Source organism: Paracoccus marinus (assembly GCF_007018965.1).
Classification (GTDB): domain Bacteria; phylum Pseudomonadota; class Alphaproteobacteria; order Rhodobacterales; family Rhodobacteraceae; genus Paracoccus; species Paracoccus marinus.
This window is the reverse complement of the sequence record NZ_VJYZ01000033.1, coordinates 51163-75996: the sequence shown is the minus strand read 5'-3', so window position 1 is coordinate 75996 and position 24834 is coordinate 51163. Positions and strand designations below refer to the sequence as shown.

The window sequence follows — 24834 nt, the reverse complement described above, 5'->3', positions numbered from 1 at the left end:
TCGGCCCCTTTCACTCGATCGCGGCGAAGGACGCGCCGCCGTCACGCCGAACGTGGATGAAGTCCGCCCGCCCGTCCAGCGCGGTGAACAACTCGCGCCCCGTCCCGGTCAGCAGCGCCTGCGCGGGCAGGGCCGCGATCTCGTCGTAAAGCGCGGCGCGGCGGTCGGCGTCGAGATGGGCCGCGACCTCGTCCAGCAGCAGCACGGGTCGCGCATGGGCCAGCGCGCGGGCGTTCGACAGGAGCACCGAGAGCAGCAGCGCCTTTTGCTCGCCCGTGGAACTCAGCGCGGCGGGCATGTCCTGCGGACCCCAGTGCGCGCCAAGGTCGGCGCGGTGCGGCCCGGTCAGCGTGCGGCCTGCGGCCATGTCGCGGGGCCGCATCGCCGCCAGCCGATCCGCGATCGAGCCCGCATCCGCGTCGTCGGCCTGTCCGTCGCCCGCGAGCAGCGTCAGCGTCGCGGCGGGAAACGCCGTCTCCGCCCCCTGCTGCGCCTGCGCGATCCGGTCGATCGCGTCCAACCGGTGCCGGGTGATCGCCGCGCCGGCCTGCGCCATCCGCGATTCCAGGGCGCGATACCAGCCCGCGTCGCCGACCTGATCGCGCAGCAGACGGTTCCGTTCCCGCATCGCCTTGTCGTAGGCAAGCGTTTCGTCGGCATGTTCGGGGTGGAACGACAGCGCGATCCGGTCGAGGAACCGCCTGCGCGTCTCGGGCGCGTCGGTCCACAGGCGGTCCATCGCGGGCACGATCCACACCACCCGCATCAGCGACCCTAGCGCCACCTGCGGCGCGGCCTTGTCGTCGATCAGGACGTTCCGCGACTCGCCCGGCGCCGCCCCCGTCTCCACCGGCCGCCCGTCCACAGTCGCGCGGATGCGCCAGCCCGCGTCCGGTCCCTGCCGCGCCTGCTCGCCGGGCGCGGCGCCGCGAAGCCCGCGCCCAGGCGACAGCATCGACACCGCCTCGAGGATGTTGGTCTTGCCCGCGCCGTTCGCGCCGTGGATCGCCAGCGGCCGCGCGCCAAGGTCCAGGTCAAGTCGCGGCCACGACCGGAACTGCGCCAGCGACAGCCGCGTCAGCGTCACACGCGCATCGGCATGACGACATAGACGGCGGATTCGTCCCCGCCCTCGCGGATCAGCGCCGCGTCGCCCGAGCCGTTGAACAGGAACACCGCGTTCTCGCGGTCCACCTGCTGGGCGATTTCCTGCAGGTACTTGGCGTTGAACCCGATCTCCAGCGGCTCGTCGGCATAGGCGACCGCCAGCTCCTCGTCCGCCGCGCCCGCGTCGGGGGCGTTCACCGACAGGACCAGCCGGTCGTCGTCCAGCGCCAGCTTGACCGCGCGCGACCGTTCCGAACTGACGGTCGCCACCCTGTCCACGGCGCGGGCGAAGTCGCTCGCGTCAACTTCCAGCTTGCGGGCGTTCGATTGGGGGATCACGCGGGTGTAGTCGGGGAAGGTGCCGTCGATGACCTTCGAGGTCAGCATGATCGTCGGCGTGGCGAACCGCACCTTGGTCTCGCTGACCGACACCGCGATCTCGGCGTCGTCGCCGTCCAGCAGTTTCTTCAGTTCCGCCACGGTCTTGCGCGGGACGATCACGCCCGGCATCTCGTCCGCGCCTTCGGGCAGGGCCGCGTCGATCCGCGCGAGCCGGTGGCCGTCGGTCGCCACGCAGCGCAGGACGCGGCCGCCCTCCCCATCCGCCACGTGCATGTAGACGCCGTTGAGGTAATAGCGGGTTTCCTCCGTGGAAATCGCGAAGCGCGACTTGTCGAACAGCCGCCGCAGCAGCTGCGACGGCGCCGAGAAGTTCGCGCTGTATTCGCTGGACGCCATCACCGGGAAATCCTCGCGCGGCAGCGTCGCGAGGCTGAAGTTCGACCGCCCCGCCTGCACGGTCAACCGCCCCTCGGCTTCGGTCGAGATCGACACCAGCGCCCCGTCGGGCAGCTTGCGCGCGATCTCGTTCAAAAGCGCGGCCGACACGGTCGTGGCGCCGGGGCGTTCGACCATCGCGGGGGCCTTGTCCACCACCTCGGTGTCCAGGTCGGTGGCGCGGAAGCTGACGCCGTCGCCCTGCGCCTCGATCAGGACGTTCGACAAGATCGGGATCGTGTTGCGACGTTCGACCACCGATTGCGCCTGCGCCACGGCTTTCACGAGCACCGCCCGTTCGATCGAGAATTTCATGGGTTAAGCCCTTCGCTGTCGTCGCACGCGCGCCGCGCCGGCGCGACGGGGGACAGTTTGATCAATAGGTTGCGGCGGTCAAGCCCGACGCATGTGCGCTGTCGCCCGCGCTCACGCCTCGAGCGTGCGGCGCAGCAGGTCGATATCCTCGGCAAGGCCCCGATCCTGCGCGCGCAGCTCCTCGATCTTGCGGACGCCGTGCATGATCGTGGTGTGGTCGCGCCCGCCGAAACGGCGGCCGATTTCCGGCAGGCTGCGGCTGGTCATCTGCTTGGCCAGGTACATCGCGATCTGCCGCGGCCGGGCCAGCGTGCGGACCCGCTTGGGCCCGATCATGTCGGACAGGCGGATGTTGTAATGCTCGGCCACCTTGCGCTGGATCTCCTCGATCGAGACCTTGCGGTCCGACGCGCGCAGGATGTCGGCCAGGCATTCCTGTGTCATGTCCAGGTCGATCTCGCGCCCCATCAGGCTCGCGAAGGCGAACAGGCGCTGCAGCGCGCCTTCCAGCACCCGCACGTTCGAGGTGATGCGGTGGGCAAGGAACTCCAGCACGCCGTCCTTCAGGACGAGGCCGGGATAGGTGCGGCGGAACAGGTCGGTCTTGGACTGCAGGATTGACAGGCGCAGCTCGTAATCGGTCGGGTGCAGGTCCACGATCAGGCCGCAGGACAGGCGCGACTTGATCCGTTCCTCCATGTCCTTGATCTCGCCCGGCGCGCGGTCGGCCGAGATGACGATCTGCTTGCCCTGATCGACCAGCGCGTTGAACGTGTGGAAGAATTCTTCCTGCGTGGAATCCTTTCCGGCGATGAACTGGACGTCGTCCACCATCAGCAGATCGACGGTGCGGAACAGCTCCTTGAAGTCCATGACGGTGCGCTCGCGCAGCGCCTGGACGAAGCGGTACATGAACTGCTCGGCCGAAAGATATAGGATCCGCGCCTGCGGGTCGCGCGCCTGACGCTCGCGCGCGATCGCGTGCATGAGGTGGGTCTTGCCCAGGCCCACGCCGCCGTAAAGGAACAGCGGGTTGAAGGACACCGGGCCGCCTTCGGCCACGCGGCGCGCGGCTGCGTGGGCAAGCTCGTTCGGTTTGCCGACAACGAAGTTGTCGAAGGTGAAGCGCGCGTCGAGGGTCGAGGTCAGTTCTTCCTCGGGGCGGCCGACGGGTTTCGGCGACGGCGCCTGGACCTGCGGCATGGCTGCGCTGGCGGGGCTCGCGTCGGTCGAACCGGGGGAAGCGAGCGGCGCGGCGGACCCGCGGGCGACGGCCGGATCGACGCGGAAGGTCAGGCGCTCGACCTCGCAGCCGTGGCGCACCAGCACGTTCAGGATCGGCTCGGCATAATGGCGCGCGACCCAGTCCGACAGGAACTTGGTCGGCCCGACCAGATCGGCCGTCCCGTCGCGAAGCGAGGCGAGCCGCAGGGGCTGGATCCAGTTGGCATAGTTGTTCGCACCGACCAGGCGTTCCAGTTCGGTCTTTGCCTGGCCCCAGACTCTATCCATCGTCGTCAGTTCCTTGTCCCCGATTTCCGCCGGCAGGCCCGGCGGGTGGCGAATCACGCACAGCCCAGGGGATCACGGGGCAAAGTTCGTTCGCCCGGCAAAACGCCGGTTACGGACGGGTCGCGGTGCGACCGATGACTTTTACCCTGACAGAACGCTGGCCGATCGCTGGCAGGCGATCCGCTTCGACGTTCCCGGCAGCGGTCGTTCGACCTTGTCTGCCGGTCGCCCCGTCCCGGCGGCAGAACCGGGTGCGGGCGATATGGTCCCCTGAAAGCAGCGCGACGTGAATCGCTCCGGTCAAGCTACGCCCAAGCTCCAAGACCCCGCAACGTATCTTCGCGCTTGACAGCTTCTTTGCCGCGCCGAATCCCCTGCACGCCACAGTTGAAAGAAAATGTCGGAAAATCAGTAGCTTGAAACGAGCAAAGGCGCGCCTTGCGGCGCGCCCGGGTCAGTCCTGAACGTTGTGGAAGGGCAGGAAATCCCGCCCGATCCGCCTGGAATCAGGCGGCCGCCAGCGCCTTCACGCGCGACGACAGGCGCGAGATCTTGCGCGCCGCCGTGTTCTTGTGAACGACGCCCTTCGACACGCCGCGCATCAGTTCGGGCTGCGCGGTCTTCAGCGCGTCGGCCGCGACCTGGGCGTTGCCGCCGGCGATCGCTTCCTCGACCTTGCGCAGGAAGGTGCGGATGCGCGAACGACGCGCCTTGTTGACGGCGGTGCGGCGCTCGATCTGGCGTGCGCGCTTCTTGGACTGGGGCGAGTTGGCCATGTCTTGTGCGATTCCGTAGCGACTGGGTAATTCTTGAAGACGTGCTTTTATGGGCGCGCGCCGTTGTAGTCAAGCGCCGCGATGCGGCATCGGCCACACAATCCGCCGCGGGGCGGCGGACTGCCCGGCGTTCGCGGCTCAGCGGTCGCGGAACTGCGCCTCGCGCTTTTCAAGAAAGGCGCTCATCCCTTCCTTCTGGTCCTCGGTCGCGAACAGCGAATGGAACGTCCGCCGCTCGAACAGCAGCCCTTCGCGCAGGGTGGTCTCGTAGGCGCGGTTCACGGCCTCCTTGGCGACGCGAGCGGCGATCAGCGACTTGTCGGCGATCTTGCCGGCCGCGGCCCGCGCCTCGTCCATGAGCTTGTCGGTGGGCACGACCCGGCTCACGAGGCCCGACCGCTCCGCCTCGGCCGCGTCCATGAAGCGGCCGGTCAGGTTCATGTCCATCGCCTTGGACTTGCCCACGAAGCGGGTCAGGCGCTGGGTGCCGCCGATGCCCGCGACCACGCCAAGGTTGATCTCGGGCTGGCCAAACTTCGCGTTCTCGGCCGCGATGATGAAGTCGCACATCATCGCCAGCTCGCACCCCCCGCCCAGCGCATAACCCGACACGGCCGCGATCAGCGGCTTGCGGATGCGCGCGATCCGGTCGATGTCGGCGCCGAACAGATCCTGGGTCGACACGTCCACGAAGGTCTTTTGCGCCATCTCCTTGATGTCGGCGCCGGCCGCAAAGGCCTTTTCGCTGCCGGTCAGGACGATGCAGCGGACCTTGTCGTCGGCGTCCAGCGCGTCCAGCGCGTCGGCAAGTTCGCCCAGCAGCTGGCCGTTCAGCGCGTTCATCGCCTCGGGCCGGTTCAGGCGCACCAGCGCGATCTTGTCCTCGACCTCAACGATGAGCGTCTGGTAGGCCATGGCATCCCTCCCTCATGGATCGGCTTTCGTTAGCAAACCCCGGCGCGGCGCGGAACCCCGAAGGCGCCGGCGTGTGGCGGTCCCGGGGTAAGACGCCGGGCCAAAGTCAGCGCTGGCAGACGGGGCAGTACCAGGTCGAGCGGCCGCCCTGCACGATCCGGCGGACGGTGCCGGCGCAGCCGGGACGCGGGCACGGCTGCCCCTCGCGTCCATAGACGCGGAAGCTGTGCTGGAAATAACCCAGCTCGCCCGACGCCTGGCGGTGATCGCGCAGGCTCGATCCGCCGGCATCGATCGCCTCGGCCAGCACCTCGCGGATGAGGCCGTGCAGCAGCGCGATCCGGTCGCGCCCGATCCGCCCCGCCGCGCGCGCCGGGTGGATGCGCGCCCGGTGCAGCGCCTCGCACACGTAGATGTTGCCCAGACCCGCCACGATCCGCTGATCGAGCAGCGCGGCCTTGACCGAGCTGCGCCGGCCGGCCAGCGCCGCCGCAAGCCGCGCGGGCGTGAAGTCGGGATCGATCGGCTCGGGCCCCAGCGCGGCCAGCAGGGGATGATCCTGCCCGTCGCGCACCAGGTCCACCGCCCCGAACCGCCGCGCGTCGTTCAGCGTGACGGTCGTCCCCGCGTCGGTGGTCAGGACCAGGTGGTCGTGCTGGGGCAGGCTCGTGGAGTCGTGGTGGAACTCGCCCAGCTGCGCGCCTTCGATCCGCACCCGCCCCGACATGCCGAGATGCAGAAGCAGGCTGCCGCCCCGGTCGAGGTCCGCCAGGATGTATTTCGACCGCCGCCTGAGCGCCGTCACCCGCGCCCCGGTCAGCACCTGCACCAGATCCTCGGGCATCGGCCAGCGCAGGTCGGGGCGGCGCTGGTCCACCCGCGCGATCACGCGCCCCTCGAGATGCGGTGCAAGGCCGCGGCGCACCGTCTCGACCTCTGGCAGTTCTGGCATTCGGGCCCCGTTCGTCGCATGGTGCCGCCCGAAACAGGCGACCGGACCCAGACCTATGAACGACGACGAGCGCAGGCAAACCCATTTCGGCTTCCGCGACGTGGCCGAGGACGAAAAGGCGGGGCTGGTCCACGGCGTCTTTTCCCGCGTCGCGTCGAAATACGACGTGATGAACGACCTGATGAGCGTCGGCGTCCACCGGCTGTGGAAGACCGCGATGATGGACTGGCTCGCGCCCCGGAACAGTCAGCGCCTGCTGGACGTGGCGGGCGGCACCGGCGACATCGCGTTCCGGTTCCTCGACCGCGCGCCGGGCGGGCACGTCACCGTCTGCGACATGACCGAATCGATGCTGGTCGAGGGGCGTCAGCGCGCCGAGGCCGGGCGTCTGGAAGGGCGTCTCGACTGGGTCACGGGTGACGCCATGGCGCTGCCCTTCGCGGATGCGAGCTTCGACCGCTACACGATCAGCTTCGGCATCCGCAACGTGACCCGCATCCCCCAGGCCCTGTCCGAGGCGTTTCGCGTGCTCAAGCCCGGCGGGCGGCTGATGGTGCTGGAGTTCTCGCAGCTGCCGGTGCCGGCGATGCAGTGGGCCTATGACCGCTATTCGTTCAACGTGATCCCGCCCCTGGGCCAGCTCGTCGCGGGCGATCGCGACAGCTACCAGTATCTCGTGGAATCGATCCGTCGCTTCCCCGACCAGGAAACCTTCGCGGGCATGATCCGCGACGCGGGCTTCGACCGGGTGCAGTTCCGCAACCTGTCGATGGGGATCGCCGCGCTGCATTCCGGCTGGAAGCTCTGACCGTTGCGCGGACCGCACAACATCTGGCGGCTGATCCGCACCGGCGCCACGTTTGAACGCACCGGCGCGATGGGGGCCGCGCTTGACGCGATGGCCGCGCCTGCGCGCGTCCGGCTGGCCGCGCGGATCCTCGGCTGGCCCTTCGCGTGGCTGGGCTACCGGGGCGATCCCACCCTGCCCCCGGTCACCCGGGCGATCACGGCGCTGGGGCCCGCCTACATCAAGTTCGGGCAGATCCTGTCCACCCGTCCCGACGTGGTCGGCGCCCAGATGGCCGAACAGTTGCGCGTGCTGCAGGACCGCTTGCCCCCGTTCCCCACAAGCACCGCCCGCGCCATGGTCGTGGCCGAGCTCGGCCAGCCGGTCGAGGCGCTTTTCACCGAGTTCTCCGAACCGGTCGCCGCGGCCTCGATCGCGCAGGTCCATTACGCGCGGCGCGCCGACGACGGGGCCGAGGTCGCGGTCAAGGTGCTGCGGCCTGGGATCGAGGCCGCGTTCCGCCGCGACCTCGACGCCTTCCACCTGGCCGCGAACCTGATCGAGCGGCTGTCGCCGGCAAGCCGCCGCCTTCGCCCGCGCGACGTGGTGTCCCATTTCCAGTCGGTGGTGCTGGGCGAGCTGGACCTGCGGCTTGAAGCCGCGTCCGCGTCGCTTTTCGCGGAAAACATCGGGAAGGATGCGGGCTTCACCGTTCCGCATCCGCACTGGGCGCTGTCGTCGCGCCGGGTCATGACCAGCGACTGGGTCCACGGCACGCCGATGTCCGACGTGGACGCGATCCGGGCGGCCGGGCACGACACCGGCGCGCTCGCCTCGCGGATGATCCAGCTCTTTCTCAGCCATGCGCTGCGCGACGGGTTCTTCCACGCCGACATGCACCAAGGGAACCTGCGCGTGGGGCCGAACGGCGACATCGTCGCGTTCGATTTCGGCATCATGGGCGAGATCGACGAATACACCCGCCGCACCTATGCCGAGATCATCCTCGGCTTCATCCAGCGCGATTATACCCGCGTCGCGCGCGTCCATTTCGAAGCGGGCTACGTGCCCCGCGACCAGAACATGGCCGAATTCGCCAGGGCGCTTCGCGCGGTCGGCGAGCCGATCTTCGGCGCGGATGCCAGCCGCATCTCGATGGCGAACCTGCTGTCCTACCTTTTCGACGTGACCGATCGCTTCGGCATGCAGACCCGGACCGAGTTGATCCTGCTGCAGCGCACGATGGTCGTGGTCGAGGGCGTCGCCCGCTCGCTCGACCCGCAGATCAACATGTGGGAAGCCGCGCGCCCTGTGGTTCAGGATTATGTCCGCGACAATCTCGGCCCCCGCGCGGCGCTGCGCGACGGGCTGCGGATCGCGCAGACCGTGTTCCGCTTCGGCCCCGTGCTGCCCGACCTGATCGAGACACGGCTGGGCGAACTGGCGCGCAAGCCCGAACCGGCGCGTCGCGCGCAGCCGCGGATCGCGACCGGATGGATCGTGCCGGTGGCGATGCTGGCGGCGGGCCTGGTGCTGGGATACGCGCTCGGCTGAGAGCAAGGCGGACGCGACCTGCCGGCAAACGCCCGAACGGTTCAGGCGAGATCCTGCTGCGGCGGCACCCCACAGCAACCACCGGCCGATCAAAGTGGTCACGGCCCGACAGACGCGAACGAACCAGCCGCGCGCCAGCCCGTCACGACCCCTTTCGGCAGGATAACGCGGCGATCGCACGTCAGTCGGCCGGTTCGCGCAAGCCGGTAACGTCCGCCTCCATCGTGCTCGCCCCGCCTTCAAGCGACAGCTTGATGCCGGTCGCCGTCACCTCGCCGCCGATCACCCGCGAATAGACGCCCACATCCCTGGTTTCGATCACCGTCCCCGCCTTGGTGCTTTCGACCCGGAAACTGTATAGCCCCGCCGGCAGCGTGGTCCCGTTCTCGCTGCGCCCGACCCAGTCGACCTCGCCGTCGCCCGGGCCGACCTCCTCGCGCGAGACCACGGTTCCGGCCGCGTCATAGGTGACCAGCGTCACCCCGTCTGCATCCGGCGCATGGTCGATCGTCAGCGTGAGCGGGCTGCCGTCGAAGGCAACCGGGTCGGTCGTGCGGACCTCCTTCCCGATCCACTGCGACACAGCGGAAAGACTGCCTGCAGAGTGCGCGGCGATCTGCGCCAGCAGGTCGTTTGTCCGCACCTGCTGCTCGACGCCCGAAAAGGTCGCGAGTTGCACCGCGAAGTCCGAACCTTCCATGGGGTTCAGCGGGTCCTGGTTCTTGATCTGCGTCGTGAGCATCTTCAGAAACGTCTGAAAATCGCCACCCGAGAACGACGCGGCTGGCGCGCCCGCACCCGCGCCTGAACCGGCCGGGGGCGTGCCCGCGCTGGCTGCTGCAACCGAATTGACCATCAAATCCCTCATATCCTGATGTCGAGGCGGCCGCTGCCCGCCTGCCCGCCCCGCGCCGCACCCGGCGCATGCTTTATCGGCAAGCCCGAGTCGTTCGCTGTATCCACGTGAAGAGCGTCGCCCAGACCAGAACCCGCGCGCGGCGGGTCGCGCTGAGCCGAGCCATGCCCACCGCGATCCGCACCGCCTTGGGCCGGACTGCCGCGGGGCGCGTCGTCCTGCGCCGTGAAGTCGATGCGGCTCTGGGCAACGCCGTTGTCGCGCAGCTCGCGCACCAGCAGGTCGGCATGGCGGCGGACGAGATCCAGGGTTTCCGGCCGCTCGACGATCAGGCCGACTTGCAGATCCGAACTGTCGCCCGAGATCGTGACCTTCACGCGCCCGAGTTCGTGCGGGTTCAGGGTGATCTCGGTCGTGCCGTCGCGCTGCGCCACGATCACGTCCGCGATCTGCGCCATGGTGGCGGGAACGGAAATCGGGCGGGTGCCGCCTTGCGTGAGAGGCGCTGCAACGTTGGCATCAGGCGCGGCGGCGACGAGCGGGGGCTGCCAGGCCAAGGCGTTTTCCCAGGTGAGCGGCGCGACCACCACAGCCTTCTCGGAGCCATGTTCTGCGGTCGAAATGGTGTTCCTAACAAAGGCGGCTCCGGGCGCGGACTCGGGTAACTTCATCTTAAAGAGATGTGGAGCCTCGGCCTGAGCAGCGTCTGAAGCTGTGGCTTCCGCCGATCGCGTCGGGCGCGTGTAGTTTTCGGCCTCCGCGTCAGATTGGACTGAAGGCAGCAATTGGCCGCGGTCCGCCATAGAACGAAGCGTCTGGACGTCCGCGCCCGCCTCCGTCGAGCCGATCAGCGGGGCCGGCGCGACCGTGCCGGTGTTACCTGATCGACCCTCAAGCGCGTCGGTCTGCACCCGTGTAACGCCGCCCATCGTCGCCTTTGCCGCGCTCGTTATTTTCCCCTTCGCATCCGCCGCCTCGCGACCTTGCGAAGTGCCCACGGACACCAAGTCGGGGTCGGCTTGCACAGCCTCGCCCTTCGGCGCGGCACTCAACGAGGCTTGCACGTGCGAAGCGGGGTCGCGGTTCTCCATCAGCACGGATATCGAAGCATCAGCCGCCGCATTCGGCAGGTCCTGAGACGATTGCGCCGATACGGCAGCAGGTGACAGGGTCAGCGCCGCTGAGGGTTCGACGTCCCCGTCAACGTTCGCCGGCCCGCTTGCCGCAGTAACCCGGGCCAGCGCGACATCGCCCTCACTGACGCTGGAAGCGGGCGATCCCCCGATCTTCGTGGCAAAGCTCTCGGCCGGCACAACCCTGCTTTCCTCAGCAAACGCAAGCTGAACGCCCGCACCAAAGGGCAGCGGCTGAGTGGCTGACCCCAGCTCCGCCGGGCTGGCCGGATTATCGTCCCGACCGTCCACCATCCGCTCGCAAGAAGAACTAGTCGCAGCCCTGCCGGCAGCCCTGTCGATCGGCGGGGCTTCAGCGATCTGAACGCCCACAAGCATTTCCATGCCATTCGGCTGCACCGTCGGACGGTCAGTCGAGCCAACATCGGCGAGCTCCTCGCCTTCGAGACTTTCATTCTCGCCCGGCCCGTCGGCAAGCGTCCCCACCTGCGGACCGGCAACCGGCGGCGCGCCTGGCGTCAGCATTTGCAGCACCGCCTCGAAACCACCCCCAAAAGAAATGGGCGGTTCGATCAGCGTTTTCGGCTGGCCGGCAAAGAGCGCGATCTGGATCGGGGCTAGGTGCATCTGATTCCCGTCGTTTGGCTGCTTCTACCACCCGCGAATTACCAAATTATTTACCGCTAGGTGCTATTGCAGCGGCATCAACACGGAAAGGAATAACTCGTGAAGATTGAAGCCAGTTTTCAGCCTGCCGCGCCCGGCAAGCCTTCCGCCTTACAGGCAGACCGGCTCGAATCGGCCTTTCTTGCCGAAATGCTGAAGTATACCGGCATCGAATCGTCCGAATCGTCGTTTTCGGGCGGCGTCGGCGAGTCGCAGTTCGCAAGCTGGCTGACCGAACAGCGGGCCGATGCCCTGTCGCGGCGCGTCGACCTCGGCTTTTCGCAGTTCATGGTGGCATGATGACCGAACTGCTGGAAATCCTGAACGATGCACAGACGGCTCTCGACCACGGCGACCTTGACAAGGCCGAAGCCCTGCTCGGCGAAGTGGAAGCGGCCGGCGTCGATCCGGCCCGGGCGTTGCAATCCCGTCAGGTCGTCGCGCGCATGATGGCGCTGACGGCCGCGCGAAGTCAGGGGCTGGCGGCGGCCATCGACGGGGTTAGGGCTGCGCAGCGCGCCGCCCGCAGCCTGCAGACCTACGACAACTGCGGCCGCCGCCAGATCGACGTGATTGCGTCGCGGCAGACGCATCGTTTTTGAATCGATTTCGCCGAGTTCCGCGTTTGATAGGCGCGCCCCAATTCACTAGCCATTAAGCTGTCGCGTCTAGAACGGTGATCGCACCAAGGCGGTGCGGGGCAAATGGAAGCCCCCAGGTCAGAAGGCCTTTTCGTCAAACCCGGGCGCATCACGCCCATGAACGGAGGACAAAATGTCCAGCATTCTGACCAACAATGGCGCAATGGTCGCGCTACAGACCCTGAAGGGCGTCAACGCGAACCTGGCGAAGACCCAGGACCAGATCTCGACCGGCAAGGCCGTGTCGACGGCCAAGGACAACGCGGCCGTCTGGGCGATCTCGAAGACGATGGAGGCGGACGTGAGCGGCTTCAAGGCGATCTCGTCGGGCCTGTCGATTGCCGGCGCGTCGGTCGGAACCGCCCGGAACGGCGCGGAAGACATCCGCGCGACGCTGGGCAAGATCCGCGACACGATCATCTCGGCGCAGAACGCGACGTCGGACGACGATCGCACCAAGCTGCAGAACGACGTGGAAAACCTGCGCGGCCAGATCGACAACATCGTCAAGGGCTCGCAGGTGAACGGCCTGAACCTGCTCGACGGCAGCGCGGGCACGGTGAACTTCCTCGCCTCCATCGACCGCTCGGCGACCGGCACGACCACCTCGACCATCTCGGTGGCCAGCCAGGACCTTTCGGTGGGCAACTACGCGGCGAAGAACATCTTCACCACCTCGGGCACCGCGTCGGCTTCAGGCGACAGCGCGGTGATGTCCCTTGAAGCGGGCGACACCACCGGGGTCACGCTGACCATCGGCGGCGGCGGCGGCACCCTTGCCGCTGGCGACAGCATCTCGATCCGCGTCGGCGACAAGGAAGCGACCTACACTGTCACCGACTCCGACGCCGCATCCACCACGCCCAACGACGTGGTGGCGATCGGGCTGAAGTCCGCGATCGAGAAGCTGGGCGTTCCCGGCCTCGCCGTCGACTACGACTCGGCCAACGCGGGCGAACTGACGATCAAGTCGGGCGCCACGGCAACCGCCAACGACCTGGCGATCTCGGCCCAGTTCCAGAACGCCGGTTCGGGCGGCCTGGGCGCGCTGGGTGCGATCGACGTGTCGACGGCGGCGGGCGCGACCGCGGCCATGGCGTCGATCGAAACGCTGATGAAGACCGCGACCGATGCCGCCGCCGCCTTCGGCTCGGCCGGCAGCCGGATCGAGAATCAGGCCAGCTTCGTCTCGAAGCTGACCGACTCGCTCAAGACCGGTATCGGCGCGCTGGTGGACGCCGACATGGAAGAGGCCTCTGCCCGCCTGCAGGCGCTGCAAACACAGCAGCAGCTGGGCATCCAGTCGCTGTCGATCGCCAACCAGGCGCCGCAGTCGATCCTGTCGCTGTTCCGCTGATCTGAACCGACCGGGGCGCCAGGACGGCGCCCCGGCTCTCGCGCACCCTGACGAAGGATCGAATAGATGAATGCGCCCGCCTTTGCCCGCGCCGGCAGCCCCTTTTCCACGACCCAGATCCGCACCGACCGCGACAACGAATACGACGCGTTCGCGCGCGTTACGCGGCGGCTCAAGGCCGCCGACGTTGCGGGCCGCGGCGCCGCGGCCGGTGAGGCCGTCCACATGAACACCCAGCTCTGGTCGGCGCTCGCGACCGACCTTGCGCTGCCCGACAATGCCCTGCCCGATGCGCTCAAGGCGCAACTGCTGTCGCTTGCGCTGTTTTCGGTGCGGCACGGCTTTCGGGTGGCAGCGGGCGACGCCGATCTTTCGGCGCTGATCGAGGTCAACACCAGCATCATGGCCGGGCTTCGCGGGCGGGCGGCCGAATGACCGGCCTCGTCATCAAGCTGGCGCCGAACGAGCGGCTGCTGATCAACGGCGCGATCATCGAGAACGGCGACAGGCGCACGAAGATCTCGATCCGCAGCCCGCAGGCGAACGTCCTGCGGCTCAAGGATGCGCTGCATCCCGATCAGGCGAAAACGCCGGTCGCGCGGGTCTGCTATGTCGCGCAGCTGATGCTGTCGGGCGACGCGGACCTGCAGGAAGGGCATGCGCAGTTGCTGCTGGGACTGGAACAGCTGTCGCAGGTGTTTTCGGACCCGGACAGCCGAACGATTCTGGACGACGCCACCGCGGCGGTGCTGCAGGCGAACTACTACCAGGCGCTGCGGCGTCTGCGCGGGCTCTTGCCCCGGGAAGCGCGGCTGCTGGCCGTCACGCGGCAATGACCGGGGTCGCGGTCGGCCTGCCGGGTTACGCCGGGTGGCGGGTTCTGAACCGCACGATGGCGGCGCAGCAGGCCGTCATCGCCCGCGACCCGGCGCTGAACCGCGACCACGCGTATTTCCGCGAGAAGATGACCTCTGTCGCCTCGGCCGAGGAGTTCGTGTCGGACTTCCGGCTGATGCGGACGGCGTTGACGGCGGCGGGGCTGGAAACCGACGTCAGGAACCGCTTCTTCATCCGCAAGGTGCTGGAATCCGACCTGGCCGATCCGAAAAGCTTCGCCAACCGCCTGAGCGACAAGCGCTATGCCGCGCTTGCCCGGTCGGTCACCGCCGCGATGGGCAGCAAGGGCCAGCCGGCGGTCGACAGGATCGTCGGCAATCACCGGCAGGCCGAGCTGGAGGCGCGGGTCGGCGCGGTCGATCCCGACCTGCGGGTCGCGCTTTACACGCGCCGCGAGCTGGGCGCGATCGCGGCCGCGCCGTCGACCGAGAACACCAAATGGTACCAGATTCTCGGCTCGTCGCCGCTGCGCAAGGTCGTTGCCGGCGCCTTCGGGTTCGGGACGTCCTACAGCAAGCTGCCGCTCGACCGCCAGCTTGATGAGTTCAAGGCGGCCGCGGACAAGATGTTCGGCACGTCCGACCCGAAGGGACTGGCCGAGCCGCAGAACATGGAAAAGCTGATCCAGCGATTCCTGATCCGGTCGCAGGCGGCGCAAGGGCTGCAGGGGCTGCAGGGAAGCTACGCGACGGCGCTGCAGCTTTTGCGGTGAGGGCGGGGGCCGAGGCAGGACCGCTCGTCCGCGATCGGGTTCACCGCGCCGTTCGGGGCGGCGTGCCGCCCGCGTGGTTCACCGCAACAGCCTGCCGCGACGGCCGCCGCACCGGTCCGCCGGGCACCTCGGCTTGTCATTTGACGCGCGCCGCGCCCCATCCCGATCGTTGAGAGGCCCTTGCCGATCTGCTATGCTCGGCATGTCCCGCACGCACGGGATCACACGGATCGCCGGGAAAACGGCGGCCTTTGAAGGAGAGGGATGATGCTCAAACCCGCAGTCATCGTTGCCGCCGTGGTGCTGACCGCGCCGCTTGCGGTCGCCGGACCCATCGATTCGGCCTGCCACGGGTCGGAACGCAGCGGATCGGCGCGCCTGTGCGGCTGTATCCAGCAGGTGGCCGACGCGACCCTGTCGCGGGCCGACCAGCGCCGCGCGGCCGGGTTCTTCCGCGACGCGGAAAGGGCGCAGGAGGTGCGGATGTCCAAGCGCGACGCCGACAACGCGTTCTGGGCGCGCTACAAGACCTTTGCAACGACCGCGCAGGCTTACTGCTCGCGCTGACGGTGGCCGCGGTGAAACCACGCCGCCCGCGCAATCGGTGCGGGCTCGCACGCAGTCGTGGCGCGCAGCGTTCGCAAACGTGACAAACCCGATGGCTGACGACGTGGCGCAGCACGACCCCAACCCCGACACCGACCCGAACATCGACATCGTCGTCCTGACCGGCGCGGGGCTGTCGGCGGAAAGCGGGCTAAAGACATTTCGCGATGGCGGCGGCCTGTGGGAAGATCACGCGGTCGAGGACGTGGCGACCCCGGGCGCGTTCCGGCGCAACCCCGCGCTGGTTCACCGCTTCTACAACGAACGGCGCAGGCAGGCGCGTCTGGCGCAGCCCAACGCCGCGCATCGGGCGCTCGCGCGGCTGTCAGAGCGACCGGGCGTGCTTCTGGTTACGCAAAACGTGGACGACCTGCTCGACCGCGCCGGCGCGCGTGGCGTCGTCCACATGCACGGGGCGCTGAACCGCGGGGTCTGCGCCGCCTGCGGGGACCGGCTCGACGTGACCGGCGATCTCGATCCGGCCGACCCGTGCCGCGCCTGCGGTCAGGCGGCGCTGCGCCCCGACATCGTCTGGTTCGGCGAGATGCCGCAGCGGATGGACCTGATCCTGGGCGCGCTGCAGTCGGCGCGGATCTTCGCCGCGATCGGCACGTCCGGGCAGGTCTATCCGGCGGCGGGATTCGTCGAGATCGCGCACGACGCGGGCGCCGACTGCATCGAGATCAACCTCGACGCCCGCCCCACCTCGCGCCTGTTCCACCGCCACATCGCCGGCCCGGCGACCGTCACCGTCCCGACCTGGGTCGATGAGGTCATGGGCCCCGGTCAGGACCCGCAGGCGCCGCCCAGCCCGTAAACCGCGGGCTCGCCAGCACCGCCTCGACACGCGCCGCGGCGACGTCCTGCGCCGCGTCGTCCAGGCTGCCGAGCGTGATCTCCGCGATTTCCATCCCGGCGTGGCGCGCGCGGTGGCTCAGGTAGCGCGGGTCGTAGTGGTCGCGCATCAGCTGCGCCGCAAGCGTGGTCCAGTCGCCCGCCGCGGCCAGCGCCCGCCACGCGGCGATCCGCGTCGCCGGGTGCAGCGGCGAAAGCCGCGTCACGGTCGCGTCGATCCGCGCGGGGTCCACCAGCATGTCGGCGTAGTCGGCCACGCTGAAGGCCGCGCGGGCCGCGACCGGCACCGCCAGCCGGACGCGCGGGGCCGCGCACAGCGCGCGCCACATCGCGCGCGGCACCACGATCTCGCCGATCCGCGAGCTTTCGGCCTCGACCACCACGGGCCGGGCGGGGTCCAGCCGGGCAAGCGCCACGGCCAGCCTGCTTTCGAACAGCTTCTGCGGCGGCTGCCCGCCCGGCATCGCGCCGAACAGGCTGCCGCGATGGTTGGCCAGCGCCTCGAGGTCGATCACCTGCACCCCGCGCCCCGCAAGACGGCCAAGGATCCGCGTCTTGGCCGATCCCGTGTTCCCGTCCAGCACCAGCAGCGGAGACGCCGGCCCCCGCGCCTCGACCATATCGAGGACCAGCCGCCGCCACGTCTTCCACCCGCCCTCGATGAACGCGGCGCGCCAGCCGATCTGGGCCAGGATCGTCGCGAACGACCCCGAACGCTGCCCGCCGCGCCAGCAGTAAAGCAACGGCTGCCACGATCCGTCGCGCTGCGACAGCGGGCCCGCGATATGCGCGGCCGCGTTCGCCGCGACCAGCGCACCCCCCACGCGCCGCGCGTCGAATGGCGAAACCTGCTTGTAGATCGTGCCGACCCGCGCCCGCTCGGCATCGTCGAGAACCGGCAGGTTCAGCGCCCCGGGCATGTGGTCGTCGGCGTATTCCGACGGCGAGCGCACGTCGATCACGTCGTCGAACCCCGCAAGCGCGGGGTCCGTCAGTGACGTCAGGCGAAAGACGCGCGGACCGGGCAAGATCGCCCCGCCCGGACGCGTCAGTACACGTAGACCGGGGTGCCGATCGGCACTTCGTCGAACAGGTCCATCACGGCCTCGTTCCGCATCCGGATGCAGCCGTTCGACACCGACTTGCCGATCGAGCCCGGATCGGTGGTCCCGTGGATGCGGATCGCGGTGTCGTTGCCGCTTTCGGTGTGCAAATACAGCGCGCGCGCCCCCAGCGGGTTCTTCGGCCCGCCCGGCATCCCGTCCTTGTACTTGGCGTATTGTTCGGGCTTGCGCTTGATCATGTCGGGAGTGGGGGTCCAGCTGGGCCATTCGGTCTTGCGGCCGACCAGCGCGCGGCCGCGCCAGACCAGCTCGGCCGACCCGACGGCCACGCCGTAGCGGATCGCGCGGCCCGGCGCGATGACGTGGTAGAGGAAATAGTCGTCCGACACGACGACGATCGAGCCGACCTCGAAACCCTCGCGGATCGGCACCTCGACGGGTGCGTAGGGGTCGGCGGCCGCCGTGGCCGCCGTGGCCGCCTTGGCCGGCGGGGCGGCCTGCGCCAGCGTCACACCCGGCACGGCGAGCAGCGGCAGCGCGAGGCCAAGCGTCAGAAGATTTCGGCGAAGCATGTCCGTCCCTCCGGTTCTGTTTCGTTCTTCTTGTCCGGCGACTAGCGGCTTCGCCCCGGCAGTTCAATTCAAAGCGGCGTGACGCCGGCCGTGTCGGCGGCACGTTGCATCGCCACGCGATTGAGGCCCGGGGCCCGCGCGCCTACATCATGGTGGTACGACATGAACCGAAGGACGGGCCCATGAGTGTTCAGATCCGCCGCAGCCTTGCCGGGATCGCGCTGGCCGTGATGCTCGGCGCGCTGCCCGCGCAGGCCGAGGGGCCGCGCATCCTCGCCTTCGGCGACAGCCTGACGGCGGGCTATGGGCTGCCCGCCGGTCAGGGGCTGGTGCCGCAGTTGCAGGCCTGGCTGGATGCGCGGGGGATCGCGGCCGAGGTGATCGACGGCGGCCTGTCGGGCGACACGACCTATGGCGGGCGCGTCCGGTTGCCGGTGTCGATCCGGCGCCACGCGCCCGACGCGGTGATCGTCGAACTGGGTGGCAACGACATGCTGCTGGGCTGGTCGCCCGAACGGGCCGAGGCAAACCTGGGGCCGATGCTGGCCACCGCGACGGCGGGTGGGCGACCGGCGCTTCTGGTCGGCATCCACGCCCCGGGTCGCGACCGGGCGCTGCGCCGACGCTGGGCCGCGATCTGGCCGCGCCTCGCCAACACCCACGGAACGCTGCTGCTGCAGGACTTCTATGCGCCCTTGGCCGCGATCCCGCGCGCCGAACGCGCGCCCTATCTGCTGGGCGACGGCATCCACCCCTCGGCCAAGGGGGTGGCGCTGCTGGTCGAGAGGCTGGGACCAGAGGTCGCCACGCTCGCCGCGCAGGCGGCGGCGCGACAGCCGGCCGCCGCGAACTGATCCGCGACGGACGGCGCGGCGTCAGTTGGCGGGCATGGGCATCGTATGGCCCGCATGGCCGCCCGCGTGACCGCCCGCATGGCCGCCCGCGTGGCCGGAAGCAGGGCGCTTGTTGTCCACCACCGCCTCGACCGGCAGCGTGCCGCAGGCGCCAAGGTCCAGCGTCAGCGCGACCTTGTCGCCATCCTTCAGCGGCGTTTCCAGCGCCATCAGCATGACGTGGTCGCCGCCGCGTTCCAGCGCGTGGGTCCCGCCCGCCGGGATCGTCACCGCCTCAACCGGCGTCATCTTCATCATGCCGTTTTCCTCGGCATGGGTGTGAAGCTCCGCCCTGGGGGTCACGTCGGCGGTGGCGGCGGTGATCCGGCAATCGGCGGCGTTCGCGTTCGCGACCGTCATGAACACCGCGCCCGAACGCGGGTTGGTCGAGCGCGCATAAGCGTCGGTGACGGTGATGCCGGGGGCGTCGGCGAGCGCGGCGAGCGTGGGTGCGGCCGTCAGGGCAGCGGCGAGGATCAGGGTTTTCATGGGGTCGTCCCGTGTTGAGGCTGTCGGACGCTTAGGACGGCGGGCGCGTAAAGGCAAAGGCGCGCGCGCGGTCACGATGTCGCACGCCCGGCGCCCGCAGGTTCCGCACCGCAGCCAGACACCCTGCAAAACGCCAAACGACCCCGCCCCCGTTTCAGGGCAGGGCCGCTGCAATGCGGAACGAAGCGGCGGTCAGGCCTTGGCCAGCTCGCGCTTGATCTTCAGGACGCGGGGCGACAGCTCGTCGTCCTTGGACTTTGCCAGGAAGGCGTCCAGACCGCCGCGGTGATCGACCGAGCGCAGCGCGTGCGCCGAGATCCGCAGCGAATACGACTGACCCAGCTTGTCCGAGATCAGCGTGACGTCGTTCAGGTTCGGCAGGAACCGGCGACGGGTCTTGTTGTTGGCGTGGGACACGTTGTTGCCGGTCATCGGCCCCTTGCCGGTCAGTTCGCACACGCGCGACATGGTCTTATCCTTCGTTGCAGCGGCGACGGCCACGGGCTTGAGCCGCGAGACGCCGAAATTGAAAGGGCGCCACGCAAGGCAGCGCCCGGAAATCCGTTGCGCGTGATTAGTGGCGCGGGTTCCGCGCGTCAAGCCCGAATCGCGCCTGCCTTAGGTGCCCCGGCCTCGGCCGCCCCGGCCTGCGCCAGCGCCAGCTTGCGCTCGACCTCGATCAGCGCCTGCTTGCGCCACAGCCCGCCCGCATAGCCGGTCAAGCTGCCGTCCGCGCCGATCACCCGGTGGCAGGGCACCACGATCGCGATCTGGTTGGCGCCGTTCGCGCGCGCCACCGCCCGGGTCGCGGTGGGCTGGCCCAGCCGCAGCGCCAAGGCGCCGTAGCTCATCGTCTCGCCGGGGCGGATGCGGCGCAGCTCCTCCCACACGCGGCGCTGGAACGGGGTGCCGTGAAACGTCAGCGGCACCGAAAAACCGCCCGGCTCGCCCGCGAAAAACCGCGCAAGCTCGGCCTCGACCTGGTCGATCACGGCGGTGCGGCCCAGCCCGATGCGGCCGCCCGCGCCCTTGGACAGGCGCTTCAGCTCGGCCGGCAGGCCCTTTCGGCCCACGAACTCCAGCAGGTGCAGGCTGCGTGCGTCGGCGACCGCGATCATGCCGCCCATCGGCGTGTCGATCCAGTCGGCCGACAGTCCCGGCGCATCGCTGCGCAGCGCCTGCGGCGGATGGCCGAAGAGCCGCGCAAAGGCGTCGCGGAACCCCGACGCGCTGTCGAACCCCGCGTCCAGCTGCGCCTGGATCACCGGCTCGCCGCTGGCAAGGGCCGCCACCCCTTCGCGCACCCGCATCTGGCGGGCGAGGTCGAGGAAGGTCATCCCGAAATGCCGCCGGAAGGCGCGGCGCACGGTGGAAGGATCGTAGCCCGCGCGCACCACGTCGGCCTCGGTCCAGCGGCGGCCGGGGTCGGCGCGCAGCTCGGCCAGCAGGGGCGCGACCATGGGGTCCCCCGCAGCCTCGGCCCCCAGCGGATGGCAGCGGCGGCAGGGGCGAAAGCCCGCCCCCAGCGCGGCCGCCGGCGCGTCGAACCAGCGGCAGTTTTCCGGCTTGGGCTTTCGCGCCGGGCAGGTCAGCCGGCAGAAGATGCCCGTGGTCGTGACGCCGACCAGCGCGCGGCCCTCGAAGGCGGGATCGCGGGCGAGCAGCGCGCGATAGAGCGTCTCGGGCTCGGGAAGTGAAAACAGCGTGTCCATGCCGTGGACCCTACCCGATTCGGGCGGCCGCGTGGCCGGATATCGGGCGTTTAATCCCCGCGCGGTGCGATCCCCGGCGGTTCACCGCAGGCTGTCCAGCATCGCCGCCGCCGCCGCGACCGGATCGGCCCGGCCCGCGGCGACATCGGCGCCAAGCGCCGCCATCCGCTGCGCTGCATCGGGCCGGGCCAGCCGCTCCAGCAGCCCGGCCCGCACCTCGGCCAGAAACCAGCCTTGCGCCTGTTCGGCCCGGCGCGCGCGCAGGTGCCCGTTCTGCGCCCGCCAGTCGGCGAGCGCCTGCATCTCGGTCCAGGCGGCATCCAGCCCCTGCGCCTCAAGCGCCGACACGGGCAGCGCCTTGGGAAAGCCGCGCGGGTCCTGCGGGCGCTTGCGCAACAGCCGCAGCGCGCCGGTATAGTCCGCCACCGTCCGCGTCGCCGCCGCGCGCAGGTCGCCGTCTGCCTTGTTCACCAGGATCAGATCCGCGATCTCCATGATGCCGCGCTTGACGCCCTGCAACTCGTCGCCGCCGGCGGGCGCCAGCAGCAGCACGAACAGGTCGGTCATGTCGGCGACCAGCGTTTCGGACTGGCCGACGCCCACCGTTTCCACCAGCACCACGTCGAACCCCGCCCCCTCGCACAGCCGCACGACCTCGCGCGTGCGGCGCGCGACGCCGCCCAGTTCGGTCCGGTTGGGCGACGGGCGGATAAAGGCGCGGGGGTCGCGCGACAGCTGTTCCATCCGGGTCTTGTCGCCCAGGATCGAGCCGCCGGTCCGTGTCGAGCTGGGATCGACCGCCAGCACCGCGACGCGCAGGCCCTGCCCGGTCAGCATCAGGCCGAAGGTCTCGATCAGGGTGGACTTGCCGACGCCCGGCGTGCCCGAGAGGCCGATCCGCAGCGCCTCGCGCCCGGGCAGCGCGCCGAGCAGCTGCACGGCCGCCGCGCGGTGATCGGCGCGGGTGCTTTCGACGAGCGTGATCGCGCGGGCGAGCGCGCGGCGGTCGCCGGCGACAAGGGCGGATGCAAGCTCTTGAGGATCGTTGACCATCGCGCGTCCTGATCGGGCCTGTCGGGGCAGGTCGGCAAGTCGTAGTCGGGACGCGGGCCGATGTGAAGGCAAGGTTGCCGCCGCGTGCGCCGCGCCTTAGCTTCGCGCCATGCTGCGCCTTTTGACCCTTGTCCTTGCGCTGACCGCAGGCGGCGGCGCCCTTGCCGATACCCGCCTTCTGATGGTCGAGGATCAGGGCTGCCCGTTCTGCCGCCAGTTCCGGGCCGAGATCCTGCCGGGGTATGCCAGGCACCCGCAGGGCCGCGCCGCGCCGCTGACCCGGGTGGACATCGACGGTCCGTGGCCCAACGGGCTGGCGCTGGACCGCAGGCCGCAGGTCACGCCGACCTTCATCCTGCTGGACGACGGCCGCGAGGTCGCGCGGATCGAGGGGTATCCGGGCCGCGACGGCTTCTGGCCGATGCTGGGCGACATGCTGCAGCAGCGCGGACACCGCTGAGCGGCCCCCTTTTGCCGGGCCGCGCCATCGGCTAATCGGGCGCTGACCGATCAAGGGGACCGCCATGCACGACATCCGCGCCATCCGCGACAACCCGGACGCCTTCGATGCGGGCCTTGCCCGTCGCGGGATCGAGCCGATGTCGGCGGGCATCCTTGCGCTCGACGCCGACCGCCGCGCCCGGATCAACGCGGCCGAAGAGGCCAAGGCCGAACAGAACCGCGCCAGCAAGGAAACCGGCGCCGCCAAGGCGCGCGGCGACGACGCCGAGTTCGAGCGGCTGCGCGCGCTCATCGGCGACAGCAAGGCCCGCATCGCCGCACTGAACGACGAGGCCGAGGCGCTGGACCGCCAGCTGTCGGACCTGCTGATGACGATCCCGAACCTGCCGCTGGACCGCGTGCCCGACGGCGTGGACGAAACCGGCAACGTCGAGATCCGCCGCTGGGGCGAGCCGCGCGCGCTGAACTTCGCGGCGCTCGAGCATTACCAGATCCCGGCCGTGAGGCCCGGCATGGACTTCGCCACGGCGGCGAAGCTGTCGGGGTCGCGCTATGTCGTCCTGACCGGCGCGGTCGCGCGCGTCCACCGGGCGCTGGCGCATTTCATGATCGACCTGCACGTGGACCGTCACGACCTGACCGAGACGTGGACCCCCGTCCTCGTCCACACCGACATGATGCTGGGGACCGGGCAGCTGCCCAAGTTCGGCGACGACAGCTACCAGACGACCGACGGCTCGTGGCTGATCCCGACCTCGGAAGTGACGCTGACGAACACCGTCCACGGCGATCTGGTCGAACACGCCACCCTTCCGCGCCGCATGGTCGCCCACTCGCAGTGTTTCCGGTCGGAAGCCGGCAGCGCCGGGCGCGACACCGCGGGCATGCTGCGCCAGCACCAGTTCGAGAAGGTCGAGATGGTGTCGATTACCGACGCTGAAACCGGCGAGGCGGAACACGACCGCATGACCCGCTGCGCCGAGGCGGTGCTGGAATCGCTGGGGCTTCCCTATCGCACCGTGGTCCTGTGCGCGGGCGACATGGGCTTTTCGGCCCGCATTACCCACGACCTCGAGGTCTGGCTGCCCGGCCAGAACACCTTCCGCGAGATTTCCAGCGTCAGCTATGTCGGCGATTTCCAGGGCCGGCGCATGAACGCCCGCTACCGCCCCGAAGGCGGCGGCAAGCCCGAGTTCGTCCACACGCTGAACGGCTCGGGCCTGGCCGTCGGGCGGACGCTGATCGCGGTCCTGGAAAACGGCCAGCAGGCCGACGGATCGGTCGTGCTGCCACCGGTGCTGCACCCCTATCTGGGCGGGGCGACGCAGCTGCGGGCGGACGGGCATCTGGACCGCTAACCCGCCGCCGCCCCGCTTTTCAAGGCAACCGCCGTCGCGCGGGCCGCGTTCACGTGCATGGTCCGGGTAGCACGCATAGTACTGGAATGTGGCGTGATCGCGGGCTTCGCGGTCAGCTGCCTGCTGGTCGCCCTGCGGCCGGACCTGATGCGCCTGACCGACATGGCCGTCCGCCCGACGCTTCTGGACGACTATGCCTATCTCGCCGCGCAAAGCCCGCTTCGGGCCGAGGACGACCTGGTCGGCATCATCCAGAACCCGCCCAACATCGCGCTGTGGGGACTGGTGGCCACGGTGATCGCCAGCTGCGCGGCCTATCTTTTCTTTCGTTCGCGCGTGCGCTTCGCCCCGCCGATCCAGCTGGCGGCGATGCTGGGCCTGCTCGCCGGGGCGATCTGGCCCTGGCTCGGGACCGTTCGCCCCGAGGCGGCCTTGGTGCTTGCGGCGCTGGCGCCCGTGGGGGTGGTGGGCGCGCTGCTGTACGAGCCGCGCCCGCCTGACCATTCGCACTGGCCGATGGGGCTGATCGCCGGCTGGCTGACCGTCAGCGGGATCGGCGCGGCGACCGCGCTGGTGTTCATGAAACTGAACGTGTCGAGCGAGCTCGCCTCGCTCGTGGGGTTGCTGGCGTTGTCGCTGATCGGGGCGCAGGTGCAGTTCTCGATGGGCAAGAACGTGAGCTATGCCGTGGCGATCATCTGGGCGATGCTGGGGATCGCGGCCGCCAGCATGAGCCTGAGCATGACGGTATCCACCGCCTGCGTGCTGGGGATCGCGACGATGGCCGTGGTGGTGGTGCGGGTCACGACCTGA

At 69.5% G+C, this 24834-nt stretch carries 28 protein-coding genes; 14 read left to right on the top strand and 14 right to left on the bottom strand.

The window, feature by feature from the left end; translation table 11 throughout:
* Positions 1–10 precede the first annotated feature (10 nt).
* The 6 genes from recF to mutM form a co-directional block, all read right to left on the bottom strand.
* On the bottom strand, positions 11–1087 hold the full coding sequence (gene recF / locus FNF32_RS12575; RefSeq protein WP_131673984.1) for a DNA replication/repair protein RecF: 1077 nt from the start codon (positions 1085–1087) through the stop codon (positions 11–13).
* Positions 1084–2199: a DNA polymerase III subunit beta gene (gene dnaN, locus FNF32_RS12570; RefSeq protein ID WP_131673985.1), complete on the bottom strand. Its 1116-nt coding sequence runs from the start codon at positions 2197–2199 to the stop codon at positions 1084–1086. The genes recF and dnaN overlap by 4 nt, the downstream gene beginning before the upstream one ends.
* Before the next feature lie 111 nt (positions 2200–2310).
* Positions 2311–3711: a chromosomal replication initiator protein DnaA gene (dnaA, locus tag FNF32_RS12565; protein ID WP_131673986.1), complete on the bottom strand. Its 1401-nt coding sequence runs from the start codon at positions 3709–3711 to the stop codon at positions 2311–2313.
* Between the two features lie 506 nt (positions 3712–4217).
* Positions 4218–4487 (bottom strand): 30S ribosomal protein S20, encoded by a 270-nt coding sequence (rpsT, locus tag FNF32_RS12560; RefSeq protein WP_131673987.1) that lies wholly within the window; start codon positions 4485–4487, stop codon positions 4218–4220.
* Between the two features lie 138 nt (positions 4488–4625).
* Positions 4626–5402 (bottom strand): enoyl-CoA hydratase, encoded by a 777-nt coding sequence (locus tag FNF32_RS12555; protein ID WP_131673988.1) that lies wholly within the window; start codon positions 5400–5402, stop codon positions 4626–4628.
* 106 nt (positions 5403–5508) lie between these two features.
* Positions 5509–6354, bottom strand: a complete 846-nt coding sequence (mutM, locus tag FNF32_RS12550) for a bifunctional DNA-formamidopyrimidine glycosylase/DNA-(apurinic or apyrimidinic site) lyase (protein ID WP_131673989.1) — start codon at positions 6352–6354, stop codon at positions 5509–5511.
* Positions 6355–6409: 55 nt separating this feature from the next.
* Here mutM and ubiE point away from each other — a divergent pair, with 55 nt between their 5' ends.
* Both ubiE and ubiB read left to right on the top strand, forming a co-directional pair.
* Positions 6410–7162, top strand: a complete 753-nt coding sequence (gene ubiE, locus FNF32_RS12545) for a bifunctional demethylmenaquinone methyltransferase/2-methoxy-6-polyprenyl-1,4-benzoquinol methylase UbiE (RefSeq protein ID WP_131673990.1) — start codon at positions 6410–6412, stop codon at positions 7160–7162.
* Between the two features lie 3 nt (positions 7163–7165).
* A complete protein-coding gene (ubiB, locus tag FNF32_RS12540; RefSeq protein WP_131673991.1) occupies positions 7166–8695 on the top strand; it encodes a 2-polyprenylphenol 6-hydroxylase in 1530 nt (509 codons plus the stop codon).
* 181 nt (positions 8696–8876) lie between these two features.
* Here the strand turns inward: ubiB and FNF32_RS12535 are convergent, their stop codons facing one another.
* Together FNF32_RS12535 and FNF32_RS12530 are read right to left on the bottom strand one after the other, a co-directional pair.
* On the bottom strand, positions 8877–9551 hold the full coding sequence (locus FNF32_RS12535; protein ID WP_131673992.1) for a flagellar hook capping FlgD N-terminal domain-containing protein: 675 nt from the start codon (positions 9549–9551) through the stop codon (positions 8877–8879).
* An 8-nt stretch (positions 9552–9559) separates the two neighbouring features.
* A complete protein-coding gene (locus FNF32_RS12530; RefSeq protein WP_131673993.1) occupies positions 9560–11311 on the bottom strand; it encodes a flagellar hook-length control protein FliK in 1752 nt (583 codons plus the stop codon).
* A gap of 99 nt (positions 11312–11410) precedes the next feature.
* Between FNF32_RS12530 and FNF32_RS12525 the strand changes: the two genes are divergently transcribed.
* The 8 genes from FNF32_RS12525 to FNF32_RS12490 all read left to right on the top strand — a co-directional run bounded on the left by FNF32_RS12525 (position 11411) and on the right by FNF32_RS12490 (position 16380).
* The gene (locus tag FNF32_RS12525; RefSeq protein WP_131673994.1) at positions 11411–11650 is read left to right on the top strand and encodes a hypothetical protein; all 240 of its coding nucleotides are present in this window, start codon (positions 11411–11413) and stop codon (positions 11648–11650) included.
* Positions 11650–11952, top strand: a complete 303-nt coding sequence (locus FNF32_RS12520; RefSeq protein ID WP_143796678.1) for a hypothetical protein — start codon at positions 11650–11652, stop codon at positions 11950–11952. The genes FNF32_RS12525 and FNF32_RS12520 overlap by 1 nt, the downstream gene beginning before the upstream one ends.
* Before the next feature lie 172 nt (positions 11953–12124).
* Positions 12125–13348, top strand: coding sequence for a flagellin (locus FNF32_RS12515; protein ID WP_143796677.1), 1224 nt, complete (start codon positions 12125–12127; stop codon positions 13346–13348).
* 66 nt (positions 13349–13414) lie between these two features.
* Entirely contained in the window at positions 13415–13783 is a 369-nt protein-coding gene (gene flaF / locus FNF32_RS12510) for a flagellar biosynthesis regulator FlaF (RefSeq protein ID WP_131673997.1), read from the top strand.
* On the top strand, positions 13780–14184 hold the full coding sequence (flbT, locus tag FNF32_RS12505) for a flagellar biosynthesis repressor FlbT (protein WP_143796676.1): 405 nt from the start codon (positions 13780–13782) through the stop codon (positions 14182–14184). The genes flaF and flbT overlap by 4 nt, the downstream gene beginning before the upstream one ends.
* A complete protein-coding gene (locus FNF32_RS12500; RefSeq protein ID WP_131673998.1) occupies positions 14181–14957 on the top strand; it encodes a DUF1217 domain-containing protein in 777 nt (258 codons plus the stop codon). Before flbT ends, FNF32_RS12500 begins: the two co-directional genes overlap by 4 nt.
* Positions 14958–15224: 267 nt before the next feature.
* Positions 15225–15524 carry a hypothetical protein gene (locus tag FNF32_RS12495; RefSeq protein WP_131673999.1) on the top strand — a complete coding sequence of 100 codons (300 nt, stop codon included), beginning with the start codon at positions 15225–15227 and terminating at the stop codon, positions 15522–15524.
* A 91-nt stretch (positions 15525–15615) separates the two neighbouring features.
* Positions 15616–16380, top strand: a complete 765-nt coding sequence (locus FNF32_RS12490; protein ID WP_131674000.1) for an NAD-dependent deacylase — start codon at positions 15616–15618, stop codon at positions 16378–16380.
* Here the strand turns inward: FNF32_RS12490 and mnmH are convergent.
* Both mnmH and FNF32_RS12480 read right to left on the bottom strand, forming a co-directional pair.
* The gene (mnmH, locus tag FNF32_RS12485) at positions 16337–17446 is read right to left on the bottom strand and encodes a tRNA 2-selenouridine(34) synthase MnmH (protein ID WP_131674001.1); all 1110 of its coding nucleotides are present in this window, start codon (positions 17444–17446) and stop codon (positions 16337–16339) included. The two genes, FNF32_RS12490 and mnmH, sit on opposite strands and share 44 nt — an antisense overlap.
* 20 nt (positions 17447–17466) lie before the next feature.
* Positions 17467–18054 (bottom strand): L,D-transpeptidase, encoded by a 588-nt coding sequence (locus FNF32_RS12480; RefSeq protein WP_131674002.1) that lies wholly within the window; start codon positions 18052–18054, stop codon positions 17467–17469.
* A 182-nt stretch (positions 18055–18236) separates the two neighbouring features.
* Between FNF32_RS12480 and FNF32_RS12475 the strand changes: the two genes are divergently transcribed.
* Positions 18237–18908 (top strand): arylesterase, encoded by a 672-nt coding sequence (locus FNF32_RS12475; RefSeq protein WP_131674003.1) that lies wholly within the window; start codon positions 18237–18239, stop codon positions 18906–18908.
* A gap of 21 nt (positions 18909–18929) precedes the next feature.
* Here FNF32_RS12475 and FNF32_RS12470 read toward each other — a convergent pair whose 3' ends face one another.
* From FNF32_RS12470 to meaB, 4 genes are all read right to left on the bottom strand, one after another.
* A complete protein-coding gene (locus FNF32_RS12470) occupies positions 18930–19436 on the bottom strand; it encodes a copper chaperone PCu(A)C (protein WP_131674004.1) in 507 nt (168 codons plus the stop codon).
* Positions 19437–19628: 192 nt separating this feature from the next.
* Positions 19629–19904 carry a 50S ribosomal protein L28 gene (gene rpmB, locus FNF32_RS12465; protein ID WP_131674005.1) on the bottom strand — a complete coding sequence of 92 codons (276 nt, stop codon included), beginning with the start codon at positions 19902–19904 and terminating at the stop codon, positions 19629–19631.
* Positions 19905–20032: 128 nt separating this feature from the next.
* Positions 20033–21148, bottom strand: coding sequence for a bifunctional transcriptional activator/DNA repair enzyme AdaA (locus FNF32_RS12460; RefSeq protein WP_131674006.1), 1116 nt, complete (start codon positions 21146–21148; stop codon positions 20033–20035).
* An 81-nt stretch (positions 21149–21229) separates the two neighbouring features.
* Entirely contained in the window at positions 21230–22201 is a 972-nt protein-coding gene (gene meaB / locus FNF32_RS12455; RefSeq protein ID WP_131674007.1) for a methylmalonyl Co-A mutase-associated GTPase MeaB, read from the bottom strand.
* Positions 22202–22310: 109 nt separating this feature from the next.
* On the opposite strand from meaB, the gene FNF32_RS12450 reads away from it, so the two are divergent.
* From FNF32_RS12450 to FNF32_RS12440, 3 genes are all read left to right on the top strand, one after another.
* The gene (locus FNF32_RS12450; RefSeq protein WP_131674008.1) at positions 22311–22661 is read left to right on the top strand and encodes a thioredoxin fold domain-containing protein; all 351 of its coding nucleotides are present in this window, start codon (positions 22311–22313) and stop codon (positions 22659–22661) included.
* A 64-nt stretch (positions 22662–22725) separates the two neighbouring features.
* Positions 22726–24021 (top strand): serine--tRNA ligase, encoded by a 1296-nt coding sequence (gene serS, locus FNF32_RS12445; RefSeq protein WP_131674009.1) that lies wholly within the window; start codon positions 22726–22728, stop codon positions 24019–24021.
* Positions 24022–24078: 57 nt separating this feature from the next.
* A complete protein-coding gene (locus FNF32_RS12440) occupies positions 24079–24834 on the top strand; it encodes a hypothetical protein (RefSeq protein WP_143796675.1) in 756 nt (251 codons plus the stop codon).

Excerpts from the sequence above, each read along its gene's own strand:
- meaB (WP_131674007.1), bottom strand. The coding sequence starts at position 22,201 with ATGGTCAACGATCCTCAAGAGCTTGCATCCGCCCTTGTCGCCGGCGAC.
- FNF32_RS12515 (WP_143796677.1), top strand. The coding sequence starts at position 12,125 with ATGTCCAGCATTCTGACCAACAATGGCGCAATGGTCGCGCTACAGACC.
- FNF32_RS12535 (WP_131673992.1), bottom strand. The coding sequence starts at position 9,551 with ATGGTCAATTCGGTTGCAGCAGCCAGCGCGGGCACGCCCCCGGCCGGT.
- FNF32_RS12470 (WP_131674004.1), bottom strand. The coding sequence starts at position 19,436 with ATGAAAACCCTGATCCTCGCCGCTGCCCTGACGGCCGCACCCACGCTC.
- FNF32_RS12480 (WP_131674002.1), bottom strand. The coding sequence starts at position 18,054 with ATGCTTCGCCGAAATCTTCTGACGCTTGGCCTCGCGCTGCCGCTGCTC.
- dnaN (WP_131673985.1), bottom strand. The coding sequence starts at position 2,199 with ATGAAATTCTCGATCGAACGGGCGGTGCTCGTGAAAGCCGTGGCGCAG.
- FNF32_RS12460 (WP_131674006.1), bottom strand. The coding sequence starts at position 21,148 with ATGGACACGCTGTTTTCACTTCCCGAGCCCGAGACGCTCTATCGCGCG.
- FNF32_RS12440 (WP_143796675.1), top strand. The coding sequence starts at position 24,079 with ATGGTCCGGGTAGCACGCATAGTACTGGAATGTGGCGTGATCGCGGGC.
- FNF32_RS12490 (WP_131674000.1), top strand. The coding sequence starts at position 15,616 with ATGGCTGACGACGTGGCGCAGCACGACCCCAACCCCGACACCGACCCG.
- serS (WP_131674009.1), top strand. The coding sequence starts at position 22,726 with ATGCACGACATCCGCGCCATCCGCGACAACCCGGACGCCTTCGATGCG.
- flbT (WP_143796676.1), top strand. The coding sequence starts at position 13,780 with ATGACCGGCCTCGTCATCAAGCTGGCGCCGAACGAGCGGCTGCTGATC.
- FNF32_RS12520 (WP_143796678.1), top strand. The coding sequence starts at position 11,650 with ATGACCGAACTGCTGGAAATCCTGAACGATGCACAGACGGCTCTCGAC.
- rpsT (WP_131673987.1), bottom strand. The coding sequence starts at position 4,487 with ATGGCCAACTCGCCCCAGTCCAAGAAGCGCGCACGCCAGATCGAGCGC.
- mutM (WP_131673989.1), bottom strand. The coding sequence starts at position 6,354 with ATGCCAGAACTGCCAGAGGTCGAGACGGTGCGCCGCGGCCTTGCACCG.
- FNF32_RS12530 (WP_131673993.1), bottom strand. The coding sequence starts at position 11,311 with ATGCACCTAGCCCCGATCCAGATCGCGCTCTTTGCCGGCCAGCCGAAA.
- FNF32_RS12555 (WP_131673988.1), bottom strand. The coding sequence starts at position 5,402 with ATGGCCTACCAGACGCTCATCGTTGAGGTCGAGGACAAGATCGCGCTG.
- rpmB (WP_131674005.1), bottom strand. The coding sequence starts at position 19,904 with ATGTCGCGCGTGTGCGAACTGACCGGCAAGGGGCCGATGACCGGCAAC.
- ubiE (WP_131673990.1), top strand. The coding sequence starts at position 6,410 with ATGAACGACGACGAGCGCAGGCAAACCCATTTCGGCTTCCGCGACGTG.
- flaF (WP_131673997.1), top strand. The coding sequence starts at position 13,415 with ATGAATGCGCCCGCCTTTGCCCGCGCCGGCAGCCCCTTTTCCACGACC.
- dnaA (WP_131673986.1), bottom strand. The coding sequence starts at position 3,711 with ATGGATAGAGTCTGGGGCCAGGCAAAGACCGAACTGGAACGCCTGGTC.
- FNF32_RS12495 (WP_131673999.1), top strand. The coding sequence starts at position 15,225 with ATGCTCAAACCCGCAGTCATCGTTGCCGCCGTGGTGCTGACCGCGCCG.
- FNF32_RS12500 (WP_131673998.1), top strand. The coding sequence starts at position 14,181 with ATGACCGGGGTCGCGGTCGGCCTGCCGGGTTACGCCGGGTGGCGGGTT.
- FNF32_RS12450 (WP_131674008.1), top strand. The coding sequence starts at position 22,311 with ATGCTGCGCCTTTTGACCCTTGTCCTTGCGCTGACCGCAGGCGGCGGC.
- FNF32_RS12475 (WP_131674003.1), top strand. The coding sequence starts at position 18,237 with ATGAGTGTTCAGATCCGCCGCAGCCTTGCCGGGATCGCGCTGGCCGTG.